The following is a 19112-nucleotide window of genomic DNA, read 5'->3' as shown; positions in this document are numbered from 1 at the left end:
CGCCGGAGACGCGCGTTCACCCAGGACTCACCCGGTCGTCGTGAACACGTGGCCGGGCGTTGCGCGCGGAACCGGACCATGGGGCCGCGCCCAGCCCGCCCTCACCGGCGACTTTCCACGCGCACCCCACGCGCACCCCCCTCGTCCCCACGCGCACCCCCCTCGTCCCACGCGTATGCCACGCGTGCCCCATGTGTGTCCAAGGGAGTTCAGATGAATCCGCGTCTCCTGCGCCGGCCCGCCGCCGTGGTGCTTCCCGTCTCCGCCGCACTCGCGCTCTCGGTGGTGGTGGGGACGGCCGACGCGACGCCGGCGCACCACGGCTCCGCCGCGCGGGTCGTCTCCACCTCGACCCTCCCCGACCTCCCGCTCGCCGCCTTCAGCAACGACCTGCTGCCGGGCAGCGTCGACGACGACCGGGGCGTCGACCTGGGCGGCATCGGCAGCGACCTGTACCCGGCCGAACGGCCCGGCGAGTACTGGACCGTCACCGACCGCGGCCCCAACGGCCAGATATCCGTCGGGAAGGACAAGCGTCGTACGTTCCCGGTGCCCGGCTTCGACCCGGCCATCGTCAAGATCCGCGCCGTCGGCGGCCGTATCGACGTCCTGCGCTCCATCCCGCTCACCACGAGGTCCGGCGCCCCCGTGACCGGCCTGCCCAACCAGCCCGGCCGCGACGAGGCCCCGTACACGTACGACGCCTCCACCCCGCTCGCGTACGACCCGAACGGCCTGGACACCGAGGGCATCGTGCGGGACCGGGACGGCAGCTTCTGGCTCGTGGACGAGTACGGCCCCTCGCTCGTGCACGTCTCCGCGAAGGGCCGGGTCCTCGCCCGCCACGTCCCGAAGGGCCTCGGCCTCACCGGCGCCGACTACCCGGTGATCGAGTCGCTCCCGTCGGTCTTCCTCCAGCGCAAGATCAACCGTGGCTTCGAGGGCCTCGCGCTGCTCCCCGACGGCGACCTGGTCATGGCCCTGCAGAGCCCGCTGCTCAACCCCGACAAGGCCACCGGCGAGAACTCCCGCACCACGCGCCTGCTGCGCTTCTCGACCCGCGAGAACCGCGTCACCGCCGAGTACGCCTACCGCTTCGACCCGGTCGAGGTCGTCGAGCCCGGCCAGACCAAGACCTCCGAGCTCAAGATCTCCGCCCTCGTCGCCCTCGGCGGCGACCGCCTCCTCGTCCAGGAGCGCACCGACAAGGCCTCCCGCGTGTACGAGGTCCGCCTCCGCCGCGGCGCCGACATCCTCGACACCGTCTGGGACACCCCCGCGACGCCCACCCTGGAGCAGCTCGACGACGAGGCCGCGAAGGACGCCCCGATCCTCGCCAAGCGCCTGGTCCTCGACGTGAACACCGTCGCGGGAGTCCCCGGCAAGATCGAGGGCATCGCCCTCGAAGGCCGCTCGACCCTCGTCCTGCTCAACGACAACGACTTCGGCATGACGGACGGCCCCGCGGCCTTCGACGCGGCCGGCCGCCTGGTCGACAGCGGCGTGGAGACGACCCTCGTCCGCGTACGCCTGCCCCGTCCAGTGCGCTGACCACCACGGACACCCGCCAGGCACGAGGGTGCCGTGGACCGCACTCTGGTGGCGAAGACGAGGGCTTCGAAGTTCAGGCCGACGGCGGCCGGATCGACGACGGCTGGGGCGTTCTGCGGCAGTCGGCCGTACCGGCGGACGCCGGAGGGCGCGCGGGAGCCTCCCCCGCGCAGGTCATGATGATCGCCATCGGCGGGTTCCCGCTGAGGGAACGCCTGGCCGGCTGACGGGCAGGAGCACAGTGAGATCGCCGCGGGACAGCCCTGCGAGGGAACTGCGGCGTGTCACTTGAGTTCGGCAATGAGCCACTTGCCGTCGACGTCCTTCAAGACCAGGTGCGAGAGTCCCAGGGGGTTGCTGTCGAGGTCGACATGTCCCGTGACTCCTGAGGCTTTGGGGAATCGCGTGTCGGTACCGGCAAGCTCGTCCCGCTGGGCGGGAGTCAGAGGTTCGAGCAACTTCCCCACGGCTGCGGGGCAGTCCGCGACCCGGTACGTGGCGGCGAGTTCGGCTTGAGCCGTTCTCGTCATGGCGGTGCACGCGGCATGCCCGTCTGCCGTGCTCAGGTGGCCCAGATAGCCGGCAGCGGTCTCTTCAAGAGGGTCCACGCTCCTGCTCAGAAGCAGGAAGAGGCCGACCAGGAAGGCAGCGAGCACCGCTACACCGGCTATCACCGCGGCCCGGACACGCGCCGTGCTTGTTGAGGACATGCGGACTCCCATGCGGGCGACGACCACCTCCGCAGAGCCTAGAGGCTGTCCCGCCGACGTCCGCGTCGGAAACGTCTTGATCTGCCGGAGCCCAGGGAAAAGACCCTCCCGAAGGGAGGGTCTTCCGTCGTGCGCCCCCGGCAGGACTCGAACCTGCGGCCAAGTGCTTAGAAGGCACTGGGTGGGTGGGGGAGCGGGGTGGCTCTGACCTGCTAATACGCGCTTGATCGCTGGCCATCGACCAAAACGTCGGGCGTTTTCGGGACGACCGGGCTGCCAGCGGTCGGCACTAGTGTGGGCATGGGAGCGAAGACGGTACTAGTGGCCTACGTGGACGCGGATATGGCCTCGGCGTTGAAGGAGCCGACGAGCCGACACCCGAAGGAGCGGCGGCGTTGCTCGTGGTCCTCCTGGTTCGGGAGGAGGCTGGAGGGCGAGGTCCTGGGGAGGCGACGTACCCGCCTTATGGCGTCACGTACGCGGCGAGCCTTCCCGGCGTGGACCTCGCCTGCCACCACCAAAGTAGGCAGACGCTGGTGACCGATTCCCACGAGAACCGCCATGCACCCCTACTCGATACGCTACCTCTAACAACTGATGAGGATCGAGGCACGGGTTCCAGGGTGGTTGACCGAGCGGTTGGGGGAGGCAAGGTGCGGACGGGGGTATTGGTGGCCGTCGTAGCTGCCGCGATTCTGGGATCGGGCTGTACGCAATCACCCCCTCGCACTGAGCAGGCACTCTGCCCGCAACAGGGCGAGAGGCAACCAACCAAGCCTCTGAAGAGCGTGCCGCTGTCAGAAGACGTCACGCTGGGCACCCTGCAGTGCGCCGATCAAGAAACGGGCATGTCCTCGGTCGAGGTCAACGTCACCAACAGCCACCCAGAACAAGCTGCATGGTACGAAGTCACGCTCCAGTTCACGACGAACGACGGCCATGTCTTCGCCACGGAGAGTGCCCGCTTGGAGAAGGCTGATGCTGGAGGACGCGCAGCCTCGGTTGTGAATGTTGCTCGGCCATTGGCCGGGGAAGGCATAGCCGTACAGGTTACGAAGGTCGGTCGCCGGCTGATGCTTTCAAGCAGCACGTCGCCCGACGAGAATGCGACCCCGTCGTCCCCAGCTGCTCTGGGAGCAGCGATGCGGGCCTTCGTGCGGGAGGGGCTGGTACCTGCCCACACGCCGTACGGAACGTGTCCGGCCGGGGCTCCTCAGGCTTGGTGGATCGGGGCCCAGTCCAATTGCTTGGTCAGACCACGCGAACGGCCTGCTCCTGCGCCCTCCGCAACCCGACCGGTGCACGGCGGAACCCTTTGTGTCGACGGCTGGACGTCCAGCTCAAGGGGTCGTGGAACCTGTTCGCACCACGGCGGAATCGCCTACTGAGCCAGGATCCGCCGCTGGCCGGCATCTGGGTTCGGTTCGCAGTTCCCATTGGGGCCTCGATGGAACCTTGATCACGCGGCATGCCCGAATGGCATGGACAGGCAGGATTGCCTCTACGATCATTGCTCCGCTGGGGGCGCGTCGGGCGATCCGCATCAGGCTGACAGCCAGATACAATTCGCGGCATGAGGGGGTAAGCCTTGGCCACTCTGGGCCACATGAAGGAGCGCACGATCCACTTCTACGAGGTGGTGACTGTGAGAGATGGCGAGGGCCAGCGCATGCCTGAGCCAATGGACTGGGATGCCGTCCTGGCTGATCTATCGCAGGTCCCGGTCTCGGGTCGTACCTTCGAGAGCGACTCGCAGCTAGTGGGAACGATCACCACGTATCACGAGCAGGACCATCTGCTGCTGCACCGAGTCAAGGACGCTGGTGAATGGCTGTCGGTGATGAACTGGGACACCGGCAGCCTGCGCGAGCTAGAGCAGAATGCGCATGAGGGGTACCTGGACACCTCCGTCATCTGCTTCCTCCCCTTCGGGAACGTCATCGGAATCATGCGTGGCAGCCAGTCTGCGCCCAGTCATCGCGCCCTGGAGGCGTGGCTGAACGGGATCAGTCTCTTCCCCGGTACTCAGTTCGAGGTGCGGCCAGTCGTCGCTCATGCCGAAGTCGAGCGGCTTAAGACTGCCAGCGGCGCCAGCCGTGTCGAGGTCAAGCTCATGGCCAACAAGATGGGCGCGCTCAGGGAACGAAAGGGCGGCCTCGCCCGCACGTTCCGGGTTGCTGGTGAGTCCTATGGTGAGATCAGCGTGACAGTGATCATCTCCGTACCCCGGGGTAAGGAGCTCAAGGAACATCGAGAGATGCTCCTGGCGGACCTGGATGAGATCTCAGATGTGGTCACTGGTGCGGAGCGAGCACGCGCTTCGCTGATCTACAGCGACCCTACCGGGCCAGAGCGTACTCACCTGGTAGAGCTGGTCGAGCACAGCATTACGGCCAAAAGGCGCGTACCGGCCACGGATCAAGAAGGTAACTCGATCCGGATCGTGTCAGCGGTGGATGCCATTCTGGGCGCAGCGGCTGAACACGAGGATGCCCTGCGGCTGGCGGTGGACGCAGGGACGCGTGACCTGCCGCATTGACCAGAGGGGGGCACGTGGGCGTACGCACCACAGTTGAGGACATCTGGGCCGGCCACCTACAGCTTGACTACCTCGTTGCCGGGGCAGCGTTGGGTTCCCACATCCTCATCGTTCGAAGCCTGGGGTCGGGGGACTGGCTGAGTTGGATCGAGTCATCACAGCGCACCGATCTGTACGCTGCCGCGGCTGGCACGGTTTCGGCAATCGGTGGCCTCAGCGCGATTGCCATCTCCCTCTATATCGCTGCGAACGGTGAGCGACTGCGCGCGGTGCGCCTGCAGCACCATGCCGAGCTCAGGCGAAGCTGGCGCAGCCTACTGCAAGCGACAGCCTTGTGCTGCCTCCTACTGCTCACCGCTCTGTCGCTCGATCGCGAGACGGACCCGCTGTCAGCCCGCTTCATTTTCGAGTACGCGATGATCTTTGCGGCACTGAGATTCGCCCGCCTGATCTGGCTCTTCGATAAAGTCATGAGTCTCTCTGACGCCGATCTAACAGAGCCTGAGCGACCTGCGATGCCGGTTCGGGATCCCGGCTGGGTACAGCGTCGTCAAGAGAACTCGCCCTGAGGCGGGCGATACCGAGCACGGCGCGGTGGACGCCGTCGCCCGAGGCGGCGGTCGCGCAGGATCTTCCGGGTCCTAGTACGGGCGAAGCCATGCTCGAGGGGTGCGGGCCTTGCTGCAGGAGGCGTTGCGGCCCCTCCCGAACGCGCTCTTGGCGTTGCGGGATGACCAGCCAGTGTCCCGGTAGTCGCCGCCCGCGATCATGGTGGCCTTGCCGCCGGCGCCTTTGGCACCGGACAGCTCCCATGCTTTGCAGTCGTTGCGGTGGCCTGACGACCGGCTGGTCGCCAGCAGCGACGAGCTGGTGAATTGATGCAGTGCTGATGGTTTGTGGCCGACTTCGACCCCGCGAACCACGGTGCCAGCTGACGCAGGGTGAGGTTCGTGCGACAGCGCACGGCGGCCAGGAGCCGGTGCTCCAGCGACAGGCTCCCGGCTGGTCCTTGCGCGCCGGGTCTGCCACCTGGCGCCGCGAAGCGGTGACCAACTTGACGAACTGCTGCGGGCTCAGCCTGGTGAACGAGGGAATCCAGCACGGCTCAGACTCCGTGATCACACGGGCCAAGGCAAGATCTCTCACCCGTGACCAGCGGATACGGGGTAGCCCCAGAAGACCGTCGCTCAGGCGTAAACTTCGGAATCGGCTCTCGGAGTCGCCTACAGCCTCAGTCAGCGGGGCTCACGTAACAATCGTGAAGAGAGGGAAGATCTTCTGTTGCTGGAAGCCCCCCAGGGAAGGACGCTTTGCGCGGTTCTACTCAATCCACCCCTACGCCCCGCAGAGACGACCATCTCGTTCCGCAACCTCGCCACAGCTCTCCAACTGCTCCACTGTACCGAGGTGCGACTTGCCAATCTCTTGGACGTTCCATCTAGGGATTCGATCGAGTTGGCCCACCTACCGGTGCACCGCACTGATATTGCGAGATCGCGATCACTTCTCTCGCAGGCGCTGGAGGGCTCTGATGAAGTTCTCTTTGCGTGGGGCACTAGTCGAGTTACTGGTGCGACGGGTGCCATATTGCGTGACCAGGTCACCTGGCTACGACAGCACCTCCGACATTCAGGCACCCGTGAAGTATGGATGGTTGCCGGAACGCCGCGGCACCCTTCGCGCTGGAGGCAGTACGTCGGTCCTCAGAAGCGTCGAGTTGAAGGAGGAACCTTCGAAGAACGCCTAGCCAAGGTGCTCGAACGGCATCCGATCTCTCCCCCGCTAAAGGGGAGTGATAACGGAATCTAGTCTGCGCTTAGAGCGACCGCAGGCGAGAAGGGAGAGTCACAGAATCAGCGATCCCCCCTGCTCGATTCTGTGTATACCCTCCTCAATCTCATCAGCGGGGCGATCAGCCAAGAAACGAATTGCGGAGAGTGCGCAGTACGTCTCGTCACGCTCGATAGAAAGCCACTTACGCCCCAGCGTCTCCGCCGCCCTGCCAGTGGTATTGGAGCCGCTAAAGAAGTCGACAACCAGGTCCCCTGGGTCAGTCAACATCTCGATGAAGAAGGACGGCAGCTTCATTGGGAAGCGAGCAGGATGCCCCGGGCGCTTCAAGAGCTTGAGGGTGCGAAGGTAATTGTCATTCGACTGCGAGTTGGGGATTGACAAGAGATTCGAAGGGAGGGCGCCCCCATTGTCCTTCCCGAACGCCTCGCCGATTTCATGCTCTGAGTGTCGACGCTTCGGCTTATAGTACTTCTCGGGGTTCTTCAAGAGGCGCTTCATGGATTCCGAATATGGAACGCGGACGCGCCCTACGTGCGCTTTCGGGTCATCGGTCTTCGAAAGCCACCAGACGGTGTTCACTGCATCCTTGGCGCGAATCTTCCTTTTGTTGACCCATTCAATGGGTGAAGGAAGCTTCGCCGGATTGTACCAGTAGAATTCTTCGGCCAGCCGATATTCGAGATCGTCGACGAAAGTGAGCAGCGCCCGGAATTGATGCAAAGATCGTACGGGCCGACCGCTCTGGTAGGCGCCGCCGATGTCGATGACCAGGCTACCGGTGGGCTTGAGCGCATCTCGAGCCAATTTCGCGAACTGAGCCAACCATGCAACGTAAAGCTCTTGGTCCTCGTTGCCATACGCCTTCTTGCGCAGCAACGGAAATGGAGGGCTTGTCACGAAGAGATCGACACTGTCGGCAGGTAGCTGTGCGAGGAGCTCCAAGCTATCCCCGCACACCTGCTCGCCTAGGGCCGTTGCATAGCAGAGCCGTCCAGAGCTCAACAGCTCGTGCATCTGCGAGGTCACGTCCTCTCCATGTTCATCGCGCAGGGCAACCTTACCTCCTGGCGCACAGGTCATACCGAAGCCTGCAGGGCAGGAACGCTTGAGGTCGGCTGCTGGCGTGATCGACACTCAAGCTGTCAGTACTGCATGCGATGCTGACACTACGCGGAGACATCGGGCCTCTCTGCGCCTGGGGAGGGACCGTCATGGAACATCCGACGTGGTTGACGATGGACGACGAGGCGTTCGAGGCGATGCCGAGGGGGGCGTCTGCCCAAAGCGGCCCCTACCTCGGGCAAGTGCTGGCGCGGGCTCTGCGGGAGCACCTGGCGGTCGTTCCTGGGGAGGAGAGCCTGCGTGGCAAACCGATCCTCCTGCGCCTACGGCCCCCACTGCCCTTGCGAGTCAGGTTGTACCTGTTCAGGGCGACACAGCACGCTTCTGAGCGGCAGGCTGGAACCTTTCGCATTCAACTGACAGTGGGGGAACCAGTCCCACACTCTGAGCGGCGCCGCTTCAGGTTCGACCGTAGCGACAACGTCCGCTGCCTGCTTGCCGGCTACCACGCGGAACTGAGGACGTTCATCTTGTGGGATGCGGACATGCAAGACGCCGGAGGTGGCTATCCTTGGTCGAAGGGTGTCCAGGCGCCGCCAAGCGTGGTATTTGGTGCGGTGGCTCGAGGCATGGCCGAGGAAGTCCGTCAGCTGAGGAGGCCAAATCGGGTGGAGACAATCATCGCCGCCCGTTCAGGCCATTTGGCCGAGGCCATTGAACGGCGAGTTTCGCTGAGTCTCCACTCGATTTCTGGTGAGGTACTTCCGGGATGCTGAAAGATCTCGGCACTCTAAGGACCGAATACGCCAGCGACGTGAACGATATCGCGGCCGACTTTTACAACCCTTGCCTGCGTGAGGCGATTCGATATGACCGTGTAACGGGCTTCTTCAGCTCCACGATCTTTCATCTCACGTGGCGCTCGTTGGCAACGTTTGTGACTGAAAATAGCGGGCGCATGCGGTTGCTATGCTCTCCGCGACTTTCCCAGCGCGACGCAGATGGGCTGTTGTACGGCTATCAAGCACGCGATGATGCAGCCCTCACTGAGGATCTTCACCGGGAACTTCAGGAGATGCTCAGCTCCGATCGTGCCGATACGGCTCGCCTCCTGGCGGCCCTGGTCGCCTGTGGCCGACTCGACGTACGTATCGCACGGGTTGCTGAACTTGCTTCCGCACAGACCAAGCGAATGTTCCACGATAAAGTCGGTCTGTTTGTTGACCGAGAAGGTCATGTCGTTGGCTTTCGCGGATCAATGAACGAGAGTTTCTTGGGGCTCTCGACCTTCGGGAACATTGAGTCCATTGACGTCTGGCCCTCATGGGAGGGCGGTCGGGACGCCGAACGCGTCGCTAACGCGACAGCGCGCTTCGACCGAATCTGGTCGGGAGATATTCGAGGAGTGGATGTTCTAGCCCTGCCGGCTGAGATCCAAAATGAGTTGGAGCGGATTGCCGATGATGTCGACCTCGATGCGCTTTTGAAGCAAGCTGCGCTCTCGTCGGGTGAGGAGACTCCTGCAGCCCAACATCCAGCCGTCGGTGGAGTGGAACTTCGCCATCATCAACGTCGAGCGGTGGCCGAGTGGCAACGACGTGATTTGCGTGGCCTACTCAGCCACGCGACCGGTTCCGGAAAGAGCATAACGGGCCTGTACTGCGCCCAACTGCTAATTGCACGAGGACTCGTCCCGGTTTTCCTCGTCCCGTCGACCCTCCTGCTGGAACAGTGGGCGCGCCAGATCAGGGAACTGCTCGGCTGTCGTGTCATTCTATGCGGTGGAGGTAATACGCGGTGGGCCAAAGACGGTCTCGTTCGGGCCGCCTTGGAGCAGCGAGCTTCCACAACGCCTCACGCAATCGTTGCCGTCCTTAATAGCGCTATCTCGCCAGCCTTCCGGTCCCAGGTCCGGCCTGTCGCCAATCGAGTCGGCTTGATCGTCGATGAAGTGCACAGGATCGGCAGCCAGGAATCTCGGGCGATCATGGGTTGGCTTGAGCCTTCTGCTCGGCTGGGCCTAAGCGCTACGCCTGAGCGCGCAAATGACTCGGTGGGAACTCAGGCGCTCTTTGACTACTTCGGCGGAATTATCGACCGCTATACGTTGGCAGACGCGCTTGACGACAAGGTCCTGGCCCCCTACCTGTATCGGCCGGATTGGGTGAGCCTGAGTCAGTCCGAACAAGAGCAGTGGGATGAAATTACAGTAAAAATCCGGCGCATGTATGCCATGACCCAGGGAGCGGGATCCCGGGAAGATGCGCTCGGCAGTCTACGAATGAAGCTCATCGAGCGCTCCCGAATTGCAAAGGGTGCTGCAGCCAAGATCCCGAAGGCCGCGGAGATCGTTTCTGCCCAATATCGACCGGGGCAAAAGTGGCTCATCTACTGTGATAACCAAGTGCAGCTGCGGGCGGTGCGGGACGCGTTGCGAGATCGTGGCATCGGTTCGTGGGAGTACCACCGGCAGATGGCTGGTGATCCAGAGGCGACACTCAGGCTCTTCGACACCAATGGTGGAATCGTTGTTTCGATTAAGTGCCTGGATGAGGGCGTAGATATTCCCTCAGCCTCACACGCGCTCATTCTGTCTTCATCTCGGAACCCACGCGAGTTTATTCAACGCAGGGGGCGCATTCTCCGGCGCTCGACTGGAAAGACCATCGCAACACTTATGGACGTTCTGGTGTTGCCTGAATCTGTTGACCCTTCTGACCCTACACTGTCTCTGACTTATGGTGAGCTGGCGCGTGCTCGCCAATTTGCGGAGTGGAGTATTGGTCAGAGTGCGGTGGCGCAGCTTGAGAGGAAATGGGTCGATCTCGGGCTGCCACTCGATCAGCTTGACGAAATCCGCCTCAGCGGTGTCGAGGTTACTAACGAAGATGAGGATATAGATGGGTGATCTTCGAGGCAGCTCAGGCAATGAGGCCGCCGACCTTTTGTCAACCGTTGAAGAGATCAGAGGTGCAGGCTTCCCTGACCTCGATAAGGGTCTCGTCGAAGAAATCTTGGACACACACCGCCTTTACGTCGAGGATCGTGCAGAGGCGCGGAAGGCGACAGAACAGATCATAAATCGATGGGTCGCCGCGAACGTGCAGCCGGGGAGGCGTGGCTGATGTTGTCATTTCGACGCTTGATGATAGAGGACTTCGGGCCCTATCGAGGTCGTCAGGTGATGGAATTTCCGCGTGGGCACGGAATTTACATCGTTTACGGACCCAACGGGCGGGGAAAGACCAAGCTGCAGAACGCATTCCGGTGGGCGCTCTACGGTGAGATTCTTGGCCGTCGAGGCGCTCAGAGTGCGGCAGAGCTTGTGAACTCTGAGGCTCGACGCGCAGCTGGCTATGGTTCTTTCATGACCATTCTCGAGTTCTCGAATGATGGTGTCGAATACCGCCTGACCCGGCGCTACGACGAGCGGGAACAGTCGAACGTGTCTGCCTTGCTTGAGAAGGACAATGTCCCATTGTCTCAGGTTGACACGGAGAAGCTGCTTCAGCAGATCGCTCCTTCGTCTGTCAGTCAGTTCTTCCTTTTTGACGGCGAGTTGCTGCGCCAATACGAGAGTTTGCTGGATAAAGACAGCGACCAGGGCAAGTATTTGGAAGAGGCCATCGAGAAGGTGCTCGGCATCCCGATCGTGGCCAATGCTCTCAGCGATGCAGAGGAGCTCCGGACAAAGGCTCGACGCCGGCTCGCTGAGCAAGCAAGCGCTAATGCTCAGACTCAGCAGCTGGGGGCTGCACTGGCGGAAGCCGAAGACGTCCGAGCGGAGCTAGTGCGTGACCGCAGGGCGATAAAGGAGGCCGTCGACAACACCGAATCCCGAATCGCTGAAATCGAACAATCGCTGCGTGAACAGCCTCGTGCGGAAAGATTGCTCGGCCAGCTAGACCAAATGCGGCAGCGTGCTTCGGAGCTGAGAACACAGAAGGAGGTCGCTGAGAGAGAGCTTGCCGAGCTTTCGGGCGAACTATGGAAGGCGGTGCTTTCTGAGCCTGCCCGTATCCGAGTTGCGCAGATCCGCGCACAGGTCGATCGTATCGATGGGGAGCTGCGCCTCGCATCAGCAGCTTTGCGGGATCGCGATCACCTGGAAGCGCATGAGAACTGTCCCGTGTGCGAACGAGACCTTTCATCGGACGAACGAGATGTGATTCTCCAAGGCGTTACCCGGCGGGCATCCTTTGAGCGAAGGGCTGAACTCGACGCGGAAATGACGCGGGCTCGGGGGCATTTGGAGGTGCTAGCTGACATCGCCGCCTATGACGGCAGGTTGGTTCGCGAACGGGACCGTGCATTGCGGCAGGTCAAGTTGGGTTTGAGCGGTGCGATAGAGGATCTGGGCCTCATCGAGAGCCAGCTTGGCGAGGTTGACGAAGACGCGATCCGATCTCTATCTAAGGAACGCGATGAACGGAAAATCGAACTTTCGCGTCATCGGGAGCGCCTTGAAAAAGCTGCAAAGGATATCCAGAATCAGGACGCGAGCATCGAAGAGCTCAACAGCTATCTCGCGAAGCAGCATTTCACTCCTGACGCCACTGTCGGTTTGAAGCAGCGTGTAACTGAGGATCTCGTTGGGCTTTTCAGTCAGTCCATCGAGGCCTACCGCCGGCAGCTGAAGGACCGCGTTGAAGGCTCGGCCTCCCAAAACTTTGCGAGGATCGCCTCTGAGGAGGATTACGCGGGGCTTCGCATCACCGATCGCTACGGACTCGAAATCATCGACAGAGAGAACGAGGTTGTGACCGGCAGATCTGCTGGCTATGAGCACCTCGTGGCACTTTCGTTGATCGCTGCACTTCAGCACAGCGCTGCTGTACGAGGGCCTGTACTCATGGACTCGCCCTTTGGTCGACTTGATCGAGATCACACCAGAAATGTTGTAGCCGCGTTGCCTCGAATGGCTGATCAGGTCGTTCTCTTCGCCTTCGATGGAGAGTTCGATCGGGAAACGGCCCTACGCTCCCTTGGTAGCGACCTTGTTGCTGAATTTGAGTTGGAGCGCATCTCGACGCGCCATACAAAGCTGAAGCTGAGGGGTGCAGTGTAGTGGCCGATCTGAAGAATATTGCGTTGACGATCGAGGCCGAACGGGTAGCCGTAGAACTCGCTCGGAGTTTTCCCGCCACGGATCGCATGGATTTTGCGCGACTCGGATTCGCCTATGCGGTGCGAGAAGGTATGAGCCTGGAACGGGATGGGCATTTCGGAAACCGAGGGGGGAGTAATTACAACTCCGCCGGTATCGATGTCGGTGGAAGCATGGCGGAAGCTGTATCGATCTTCTACCCAGATGAAGCGTCGTCGGAGCCCTACAGGGCTATCGAGACCCTGATGAATAAGGGGCTTGTCGTTCTGGGCGAGCACCTGGAGCAGGGCATCATCGGCAGCATCGGAGACCTCATGCCTGAGCATTCGCCAAGTTAAGCTGCAACGCGTGCCTGGCCGAGGAGGTCAACGGCGTGACGAGGCGAGAGAATCACTGAGCGTTTTCAGCGTGGCCACTGATCGGGTGACGCCGGTCAGGTCGAGGTAGGGAACGCAACGCACAAGGCTCCCGTGCCGTTGGTGGAGGTGTTCGAAATCTCAACCCATCGGCACAGGAGCCCTGTTGCTTCGCTATCCTGCCGTACTCGACCTGCCGCACGCCCTCGTCGAGTGGGTCACCATGCTCATCGTCACCCGTGAGGGTGACCGCAGGTGCAAACTCCCGCCGCACCAGCGCGCGCTCATCGCTCTGGTGTACCTGCGCCGCCACGACACCTTCGCCCGGATCGCGGCCGGCTTCGGGATATCCGTCGGCACCGCCCACGCCTACGTCACCGCCGTGACCGGCCTGCTCGCCGACCGCGCGCCGGGCCTGCTCAAGACGCTGCACGAGCACGATCCGGATTTCGTCCTGCTGGACGGCACCCTCGCCGAGTGCGACCGCGTCGGCGACAGCCGGGCCGACTACTCGGCCAAGCACCGCCGGCACGGCGTGAACATCTAAGTCATCACCAACCCCGCCGGTGAGATCCTGTGGATCTCGCCCGCGCTGCCGGGCCGCACCCACGACCTGACCGCGGCCCGCACCCACCGCATCATCCGCATCTGCGAGCGTCAGGACGTCCCCGTCCTCGCCGACCGCGCCTACCAGGGCGCCGGCCCCTGGGTCACCACCGCACTCAAACGCCCACCCGGCGGTGAACTCACCCCCACCCAGCGCACCGTCAACCGGACCCTGGCCGCGGCGAGGGCACCGGTCGAACGCGGCATGGCACGACTGAAGTCATGGCAGATCTTCCGCAGATCCCGCATCAGCCCCAACCGCATGACCGTCATCACCAAAGCTGTCCTCACCCTGGAGAGGCAACGCTGAAAAAGCTCACTACATCGCATGCCGTCCCGCCTGCGGTGAGGCGGTCATCTTGCTCAGATCGAGGCCGCTACCCCGAATGCGGAACGGAACCAGCCCACTGTCGTTCCGATTCCCTCCTGGATCGGCAGTGGTGTCACCGTGGGGAACAGCGCTCGCAGGCGCGCATCGTCCGCCTGCGAGTGGGGGACATCACCGGTGCGCTGAGCCTTGTACTCCCGGCCAACGAGCTGCCCAGTCGCGGATTCGATCTCCTGGACCAGGTCCAGGAGCGAGGTACGGGTCCCGAAGGCCAGGTTCACCGGGTAGGGGTGGACGACGCGGCGGAGTAGGGCATCGGTGAGGACGTGGCAGACGGTGCCCACGTAGGTGAAGTCGCGTGTCTGGGTGCCGTCGCCGTGGATGGTCACCGGCTCGCCGGCGAGGGTGGCGCTGATCCACTTTGGGATGACGGCGGCGTAGGCGTGGTCGGCGCGCTGGCCGGGGCCGTAGACGTTGAAGAAGCGGAAGGGGAGGACCGGCAGGTCGAAGCTGTGGTGGTAGGCGCTCAGGTACGCCTCCGTCGTGAGCTTGGTGACCGCGTACGGGCTCATCGGGGCGGAGACGAGGCCCTCGTGCTTCGGCAGGTGCGGGTTGGCGCCGTAGACGGAGGACGAGGAGGCGGCGATCACGTGCGGGCCGCCGGCGCGGCGGGCGGCTTCGAGGACCTGGAGGGTGCCGGTCGCGTTGGCGTGGTGGCTGGCCAGGGGGTCTCGCAGGGAGCGCGGTACGGAAGGGAGCGCGGCCAGGTGGACGACGGCGTCGGTGCCGCGGAACGCCCGGTCGAGGAGGGCGGCGTCCTGGACGTCTCCCTCGAAGAAGTCCACGTCGAGGCCGGCGAGGTTCGCCTTGTCCCCGGTGGAGAGGTTGTCGACGACCCGGAGTCGGGTGACCTGGGGCTGCTCGGTCAGGGCGCGGACGAGGTTGCTGCCGATGAACCCGGCGCCGCCGGTGATCACGATCTTCACGGTGGTTCCCTTCAGAGAGAGTCGACGTGGGCGCCGGTGAGCCGGCGGCGGCAGTCGAGGATGTACGGGGAGTGCGCGCTGATCAGGGGGTAGTCGAAGGCGTCGTGGTCCGCGAGGAGGACTACGGCGTCGGCCGTCGCGAGCAGGCCGGGGGTTACCTCGACCCGCTGGAGGCCCTCCAGGCCGGCGGCGCGGGGGTGGGCGTCGTCCAGGACATGGGGGTCGGCTGCCTGGACCTCGGCGCCCATGCCGGTGAGGAGTTCGGCGATGCGGGCCGCCGGCGTCTCGCGGGCGTCCCCGGTGTTGGCCTTGTACGCCAGGCCGAGCAGCAGGATCCGGGAGCCCTTGAGCGGCTTCCCGCGATCGTTGAGGCCCGCCACGAGACGCCGCACCACGTAGTCGGGCATGTGGTTGTTCACGTCGTTGGCCAGCTCGACGAAACGGAAGTTCTGCCCCAGGGTCCGCTCGACCCGCCACGACAGGTACGAGGGGTCGACGGGCAGGCAGTGACCTCCGACCCCGGGGCCGGGGGCGAAGCGCATGAACCCGAAGGGTTTGGTCGACGCCGCGTCAATGGCCGCCCAGACGTCTATGCCCAGGTCGTGGGCGAAGATCGCCAACTCGTTGGCGAGGGCGATGTTCACGTGTCGGAAGGTGTTCTCGAGGAGCTTGGTCAGCTCCGCCTCCTTGCAGCTGGCCACGGGTACGACCGTGTCCACGAGGGAGGCGTAGAAGTTGCGGACCGATTCCAAGGAGGACGGGGTGATGCCCGAGACGACCTTGGGCGTGTTCTCCAGCCTCCAGGTGGGATTGCCGGGGTCGATGCGCTCCGGGCTGTACCCGAGGTGGAAGTCCCGGCCGGCGGTCAGGCCGGAGCCGTGCTCCAGGAGGGGGCGGAACACCTCTTCGGTCGTCCCGGGATACGTGGTCGATTCCAGGACGACGGTCGCTCCGCGGGTGAGGTGGCGGCCGAGCGTCCCCGCCGCGTCCTCGACGTGCGACAGGTCCGGCGCGCCGTCGCGCAGAGGCGTCGGGACGGTGACGACCGCCACGTCGAACCCGGCACAGTCGGCCGGGTCGACGGTCGGCCGGTAGACGCCGGCGGCGAGGAGCGGTGCCAGCCGTCTGTCCGAGACGTCCTCGACGTACGACTCGCCGACCATGAGTCGTTTGATCCGTCCGGCGTCAACGTCGAGGCCGACGGTGTGGTGCCCCATCTCGGCGGCTCGCACCGCGAGCGGGAGCCCGACGTACCCCTGCCCCACGACGACGACACGGAGCCGACGGGGCTCATGGTTTCTGATCATGCGTCCACCTCGCTGCAGTTCGGGGTTGGGGTTGGGGTGGCAGGGACTTACTCGCGGCGCGAGATCCGCCGTGGGCGGTGGCCGTAAGATGGGGAACGCCTCGGCCGTCCGGGACTCGCTTGGCCGCCTGTCTCGGACGGCCGAGTGCTTTTCGGGCGCGGCAAGGGGAGGCGGGAAAACCCGCGGGCTGGCCTGACCCCCGGTTCGATACGATGACGGTGGCCTGCAGTCCCGTTCCGTCACCATGAGTGACGTCGACGTGCGATCGGAGTGATCGCGTCGGCTGCGGCCTCCCGACCTGGGCCCGCCGTGGCAGCGCCACCGGCGCCGTACGTACGAAATGGAGCATCCAAGGATGGCTCGACACCTGGTAACCAGCGCGCTTCCCTACATCAACGGGATCAAGCACCTGGGCAACATGGTCGGGTCGATGCTTCCGGCGGACGTGTACTCCCGGTACCTCCGCCAGCGTGGCCACGACGTCCTCTACATCTGCGCCACTGACGAGCACGGCACGCCGGCCGAGCTGGCCGCCAAGGAGGCCGGACTGTCGGTCGCCGAGTTCTGCGCGCAGGCGCATGATGCGCAGAAGGCCGTGTACGACGGTTTCGACCTCGCCTTCGACTACTTCGGGCGCAGCTCGTCGCAGCAGAACGTCGAGATCACCCAGCACTTCGCGCGCAAGCTGAAGGAGAACGGCTTCATCGAGGAGCGTGCGATCCGGCAGGTGTACTCGCCGGTCGACGGCCGTTTCCTTCCGGACCGGTACGTCGAGGGCACCTGCCCTCACTGCGGGTACGACAAGGCCCGCGGTGACCAGTGCGAGAACTGCACCCGGGTCCTGGACCCGACCGACCTGATCGACCCGCGCTCGGCGATCAGCGGTTCGACGGACCTGGAGGTCCGTGAGACCAAGCACCTCTTCCTGCTGCAGTCCAAGCTCCAGCCCGAGGTCGAGGAGTGGATCGCCACCGTCAGCGCGGAGTGGCCGCACCTGTCCACGTCCATCGCCCGCAAGTGGCTGACCGAGGGCCTGAACGACCGCGCCATCACCCGCGACCTGGACTGGGGCGTGCCCGTCCCGGCCGACACCTGGCCGGAGCTCGCGGCCGAGGGCAAAGTCTTCTACGTCTGGTTCGACGCTCCGATCGAGTACATCGGCGCGACGAAGGAGTGGGCGGACGCCGCCTTTGACGGTGAGACCCGTGACTGGAAGTCGTGGTGGTACGAGGCCGACGACACCGTCCGGTACACGCAGTTCATGGCCAAGGACAACGTCCCCTTCCACACGGTGATGTTCCCGGCCACCGAGCTCGGCGTGCGCGAGCCCTGGAAGAAGGTCGACGTCGTCAAGGGCTTCAACTGGCTGACGTTCTACGGCGGCAAGTTCTCCACCTCCCAGAAGCGTGGAGTCTTCACCGACGCGGCCCTGGAGATCCTGCCCGGCGACTACTGGCGCTACTTCCTGATCGCCAACGCCCCCGAGTCGGATGACTCCTCCTTCACGTGGGAGCACTTCACCGCCACGGTGAACAAGGACCTGGCGGACACCCTCGGCAACTTCGTCAACCGCGTGCTGTCGTTCTCCCGCAAGCGGTTCGGCGACGAGGTCCCGGCCGGGCGCGCCGCCGGCGAGGCGGAGGCGAAGCTGGGCGAGGAGATCGCACGGCTGCTCGGTGAGTACGAGGAGCAGATGGAGGCCCTCCAGTTCCGCAAGGCCGCCGCTGCCCTGCGTGCGCTGTGGTCCGCGGGCAACTCCTACCTGGAGGAGAAGGCCCCCTGGCTGGAGATCAAGACCGACGCCGACGGCGCCGCGCTGACGCTCCGTACCGCGATGAACCTGATCCACCTGTACGCGGTCGTCTCCGAGCCGTTCATCCCGACGTCGACCGCCGCCATGCGTGGGGCCTTCGCTCTGGAGAGCGACACCGCGACCTGGGTGACCGCCGACCAGGCCAAGTCCCTGGACACCGTCCCGGCCGGCACCGCGTTCACGGTGCCGCCGGTGCTCTTCGCGAAGATCACGGAGGAGGATCTGGAGTCCTACCGTGAGCGCTTCGGCGGCGCCCCGGAGGCCTGACAGGCATCCCCGCACCCGTACCGCCCCGACTCTCATCGGGCGGTACGGGAGTGGAGGAGGACGGGCAGGTCCACGGGCGAGACGTTCATGAGCTGCACGCGCGGAGCCGGACCGCCCATCTCCACGCGCGTGACCCCTGCGGACCCGGGCACGTGCTGGAGGTACCGGTCGAAGCCGTTCCCGGTGAGCCACAGCAACAGGCAGGCGATGCCTCCACCGTGCCCGACGAGGACGGTCGTTCGTCGTGCCCCGGAGCAGACCTCGTCCCAGAGATCCACGTAGCGGGCCTGGACGTCCTCCGACGACTCGCCGCCCGGCGTGCGGAGCCGGTGGATCGGCACACCATGGCGAGCGGCCTCGGCGGCGGCGAGTTCCCTGGGCCGGCCCCCGAGGTGACCGCTGTCCTTGGCGGCCAGACGCTCGTCGACGCGGACACCGGCCGGGGCGAGCGCGGCGGTGAGAATCTCGGCCGACTCACGGCAACGGGACATCGGGCTGACGAGCATCTGGTCCACGGCGACCCCAGCCATCGCGAGGGAGGATCCGACCAGCCGTATGTCGGCGCGGCCGTGCTCGCTGAGCCGGCCGCCGACCGCGCGGCCCTGGTGGATGCCCTGGAGGTTCTCCTCCGTCTCACCGTGCTTGATCAGGTAGATGTGCTGGGTGCTCATGGCGTCGTGTCTCCT

At 64.4% G+C, this 19112-nt stretch carries 13 protein-coding genes, 1 tRNA gene and 2 pseudogenes; 9 read left to right on the top strand and 7 right to left on the bottom strand.

Annotated features, from left to right (window positions below; translation table 11 throughout):
- The first annotated feature begins 213 nt into the window (after positions 1-213).
- Positions 214-1551, top strand: coding sequence for an esterase-like activity of phytase family protein (locus tag ACFWWU_RS17110; protein WP_384145504.1), 1338 nt, complete (start codon positions 214-216; stop codon positions 1549-1551).
- Positions 1552-1835: 284 nt separating this feature from the next.
- On the opposite strand, the gene ACFWWU_RS17105 is transcribed toward ACFWWU_RS17110, so the two are convergent.
- Both ACFWWU_RS17105 and ACFWWU_RS17100 read right to left on the bottom strand, forming a co-directional pair.
- Positions 1836-2288, bottom strand: coding sequence for a hypothetical protein (locus tag ACFWWU_RS17105; protein ID WP_384145501.1), 453 nt, complete (start codon positions 2286-2288; stop codon positions 1836-1838).
- Between the two features lie 103 nt (positions 2289-2391).
- Positions 2392-2484, bottom strand: a tRNA-Ser gene (locus ACFWWU_RS17100).
- A 1383-nt stretch (positions 2485-3867) separates the two neighbouring features.
- Here ACFWWU_RS17100 and ACFWWU_RS17095 point away from each other — a divergent pair.
- Together ACFWWU_RS17095 and ACFWWU_RS17090 are read left to right on the top strand one after the other, a co-directional pair.
- On the top strand, positions 3868-4800 hold the full coding sequence (locus ACFWWU_RS17095) for a hypothetical protein (RefSeq protein WP_384145498.1): 933 nt from the start codon (positions 3868-3870) through the stop codon (positions 4798-4800).
- A gap of 14 nt (positions 4801-4814) precedes the next feature.
- Positions 4815-5369 carry a hypothetical protein gene (locus tag ACFWWU_RS17090; RefSeq protein WP_384145495.1) on the top strand — a complete coding sequence of 185 codons (555 nt, stop codon included), beginning with the start codon at positions 4815-4817 and terminating at the stop codon, positions 5367-5369.
- On the opposite strand, the pseudogene ACFWWU_RS17085 reads toward ACFWWU_RS17090, so the two are convergent.
- Positions 5353-5931: pseudogene (locus ACFWWU_RS17085) on the bottom strand (IS5/IS1182 family transposase); the annotation flags it as partial. The gene ACFWWU_RS17090 and the pseudogene ACFWWU_RS17085 sit on opposite strands and share 17 nt — an antisense overlap.
- A 714-nt stretch (positions 5932-6645) precedes the next feature.
- Positions 6646-7620, bottom strand: coding sequence for a DNA-methyltransferase (locus ACFWWU_RS17080; RefSeq protein ID WP_384145492.1), 975 nt, complete (start codon positions 7618-7620; stop codon positions 6646-6648).
- A 131-nt stretch (positions 7621-7751) separates the two neighbouring features.
- On the opposite strand from ACFWWU_RS17080, the gene ACFWWU_RS17075 reads away from it, so the two are divergent.
- The 5 genes and pseudogenes from ACFWWU_RS17075 (at position 7752) to ACFWWU_RS17055 (ending at position 14035) form a co-directional block, all read left to right on the top strand.
- A complete protein-coding gene (locus tag ACFWWU_RS17075) occupies positions 7752-8432 on the top strand; it encodes a hypothetical protein (RefSeq protein ID WP_384145489.1) in 681 nt (226 codons plus the stop codon).
- Positions 8426-10564 (top strand): DEAD/DEAH box helicase family protein, encoded by a 2139-nt coding sequence (locus ACFWWU_RS17070; RefSeq protein ID WP_384145486.1) that lies wholly within the window; start codon positions 8426-8428, stop codon positions 10562-10564. Before ACFWWU_RS17075 ends, ACFWWU_RS17070 begins: the two co-directional genes overlap by 7 nt.
- Before the next feature lie 177 nt (positions 10565-10741).
- Positions 10742-12724, top strand: a complete 1983-nt coding sequence (locus tag ACFWWU_RS17065) for an AAA family ATPase (RefSeq protein WP_384145482.1) — start codon at positions 10742-10744, stop codon at positions 12722-12724.
- Positions 12724-13101 carry a hypothetical protein gene (locus tag ACFWWU_RS17060; RefSeq protein ID WP_384145479.1) on the top strand — a complete coding sequence of 126 codons (378 nt, stop codon included), beginning with the start codon at positions 12724-12726 and terminating at the stop codon, positions 13099-13101. The genes ACFWWU_RS17065 and ACFWWU_RS17060 overlap by 1 nt, the downstream gene beginning before the upstream one ends.
- Positions 13102-13285: 184 nt before the next feature.
- Positions 13286-14035, top strand: a pseudogene (locus ACFWWU_RS17055) (transposase family protein).
- Positions 14036-14088: 53 nt separating this feature from the next.
- On the opposite strand, the gene ACFWWU_RS17050 reads toward ACFWWU_RS17055, so the two are convergent.
- Both ACFWWU_RS17050 and ACFWWU_RS17045 read right to left on the bottom strand, forming a co-directional pair.
- On the bottom strand, positions 14089-15039 hold the full coding sequence (locus tag ACFWWU_RS17050) for an NAD-dependent epimerase/dehydratase family protein (protein WP_384145476.1): 951 nt from the start codon (positions 15037-15039) through the stop codon (positions 14089-14091).
- 11 nt (positions 15040-15050) lie between these two features.
- Complete coding sequence (locus ACFWWU_RS17045; protein WP_384145473.1) at positions 15051-16346, bottom strand: nucleotide sugar dehydrogenase; 1296 nt, start codon at positions 16344-16346, stop codon at positions 15051-15053.
- Positions 16347-16701: 355 nt separating this feature from the next.
- On the opposite strand from ACFWWU_RS17045, the gene metG reads away from it, so the two are divergent.
- Positions 16702-18426 carry a methionine--tRNA ligase gene (metG, locus tag ACFWWU_RS17040; protein WP_384145470.1) on the top strand — a complete coding sequence of 575 codons (1725 nt, stop codon included), beginning with the start codon at positions 16702-16704 and terminating at the stop codon, positions 18424-18426.
- A gap of 32 nt (positions 18427-18458) precedes the next feature.
- Here metG and ACFWWU_RS17035 read toward each other — a convergent pair whose 3' ends face one another.
- Positions 18459-19097 (bottom strand): histidine phosphatase family protein, encoded by a 639-nt coding sequence (locus ACFWWU_RS17035; RefSeq protein WP_384145467.1) that lies wholly within the window; start codon positions 19095-19097, stop codon positions 18459-18461.
- Between the last annotated feature and the right edge of the window lie 15 nt (positions 19098-19112).

It is taken from the genome of Streptomyces sp. NPDC058650 (genome assembly GCF_042717315.1).
Taxonomy (GTDB): Bacteria; Actinomycetota; Actinomycetes; order Streptomycetales; family Streptomycetaceae; genus Streptomyces.
This window is presented reverse-complemented; position numbering and strand designations above follow the sequence as displayed.

Coding starts and splice junctions, on each gene's coding strand:
- metG (WP_384145470.1), top strand. CDS start 16,702: ATGGCTCGACACCTGGTAACCAGCGCGCTTCCCTACATCAACGGGATC.
- ACFWWU_RS17045 (WP_384145473.1), bottom strand. CDS start 16,346: ATGATCAGAAACCATGAGCCCCGTCGGCTCCGTGTCGTCGTCGTGGGG.
- ACFWWU_RS17035 (WP_384145467.1), bottom strand. CDS start 19,097: ATGAGCACCCAGCACATCTACCTGATCAAGCACGGTGAGACGGAGGAG.
- ACFWWU_RS17070 (WP_384145486.1), top strand. CDS start 8,426: ATGCTGAAAGATCTCGGCACTCTAAGGACCGAATACGCCAGCGACGTG.
- ACFWWU_RS17110 (WP_384145504.1), top strand. CDS start 214: ATGAATCCGCGTCTCCTGCGCCGGCCCGCCGCCGTGGTGCTTCCCGTC.
- ACFWWU_RS17065 (WP_384145482.1), top strand. CDS start 10,742: ATGGGTCGCCGCGAACGTGCAGCCGGGGAGGCGTGGCTGATGTTGTCA.
- ACFWWU_RS17075 (WP_384145489.1), top strand. CDS start 7,752: ATGCTGACACTACGCGGAGACATCGGGCCTCTCTGCGCCTGGGGAGGG.
- ACFWWU_RS17095 (WP_384145498.1), top strand. CDS start 3,868: ATGAAGGAGCGCACGATCCACTTCTACGAGGTGGTGACTGTGAGAGAT.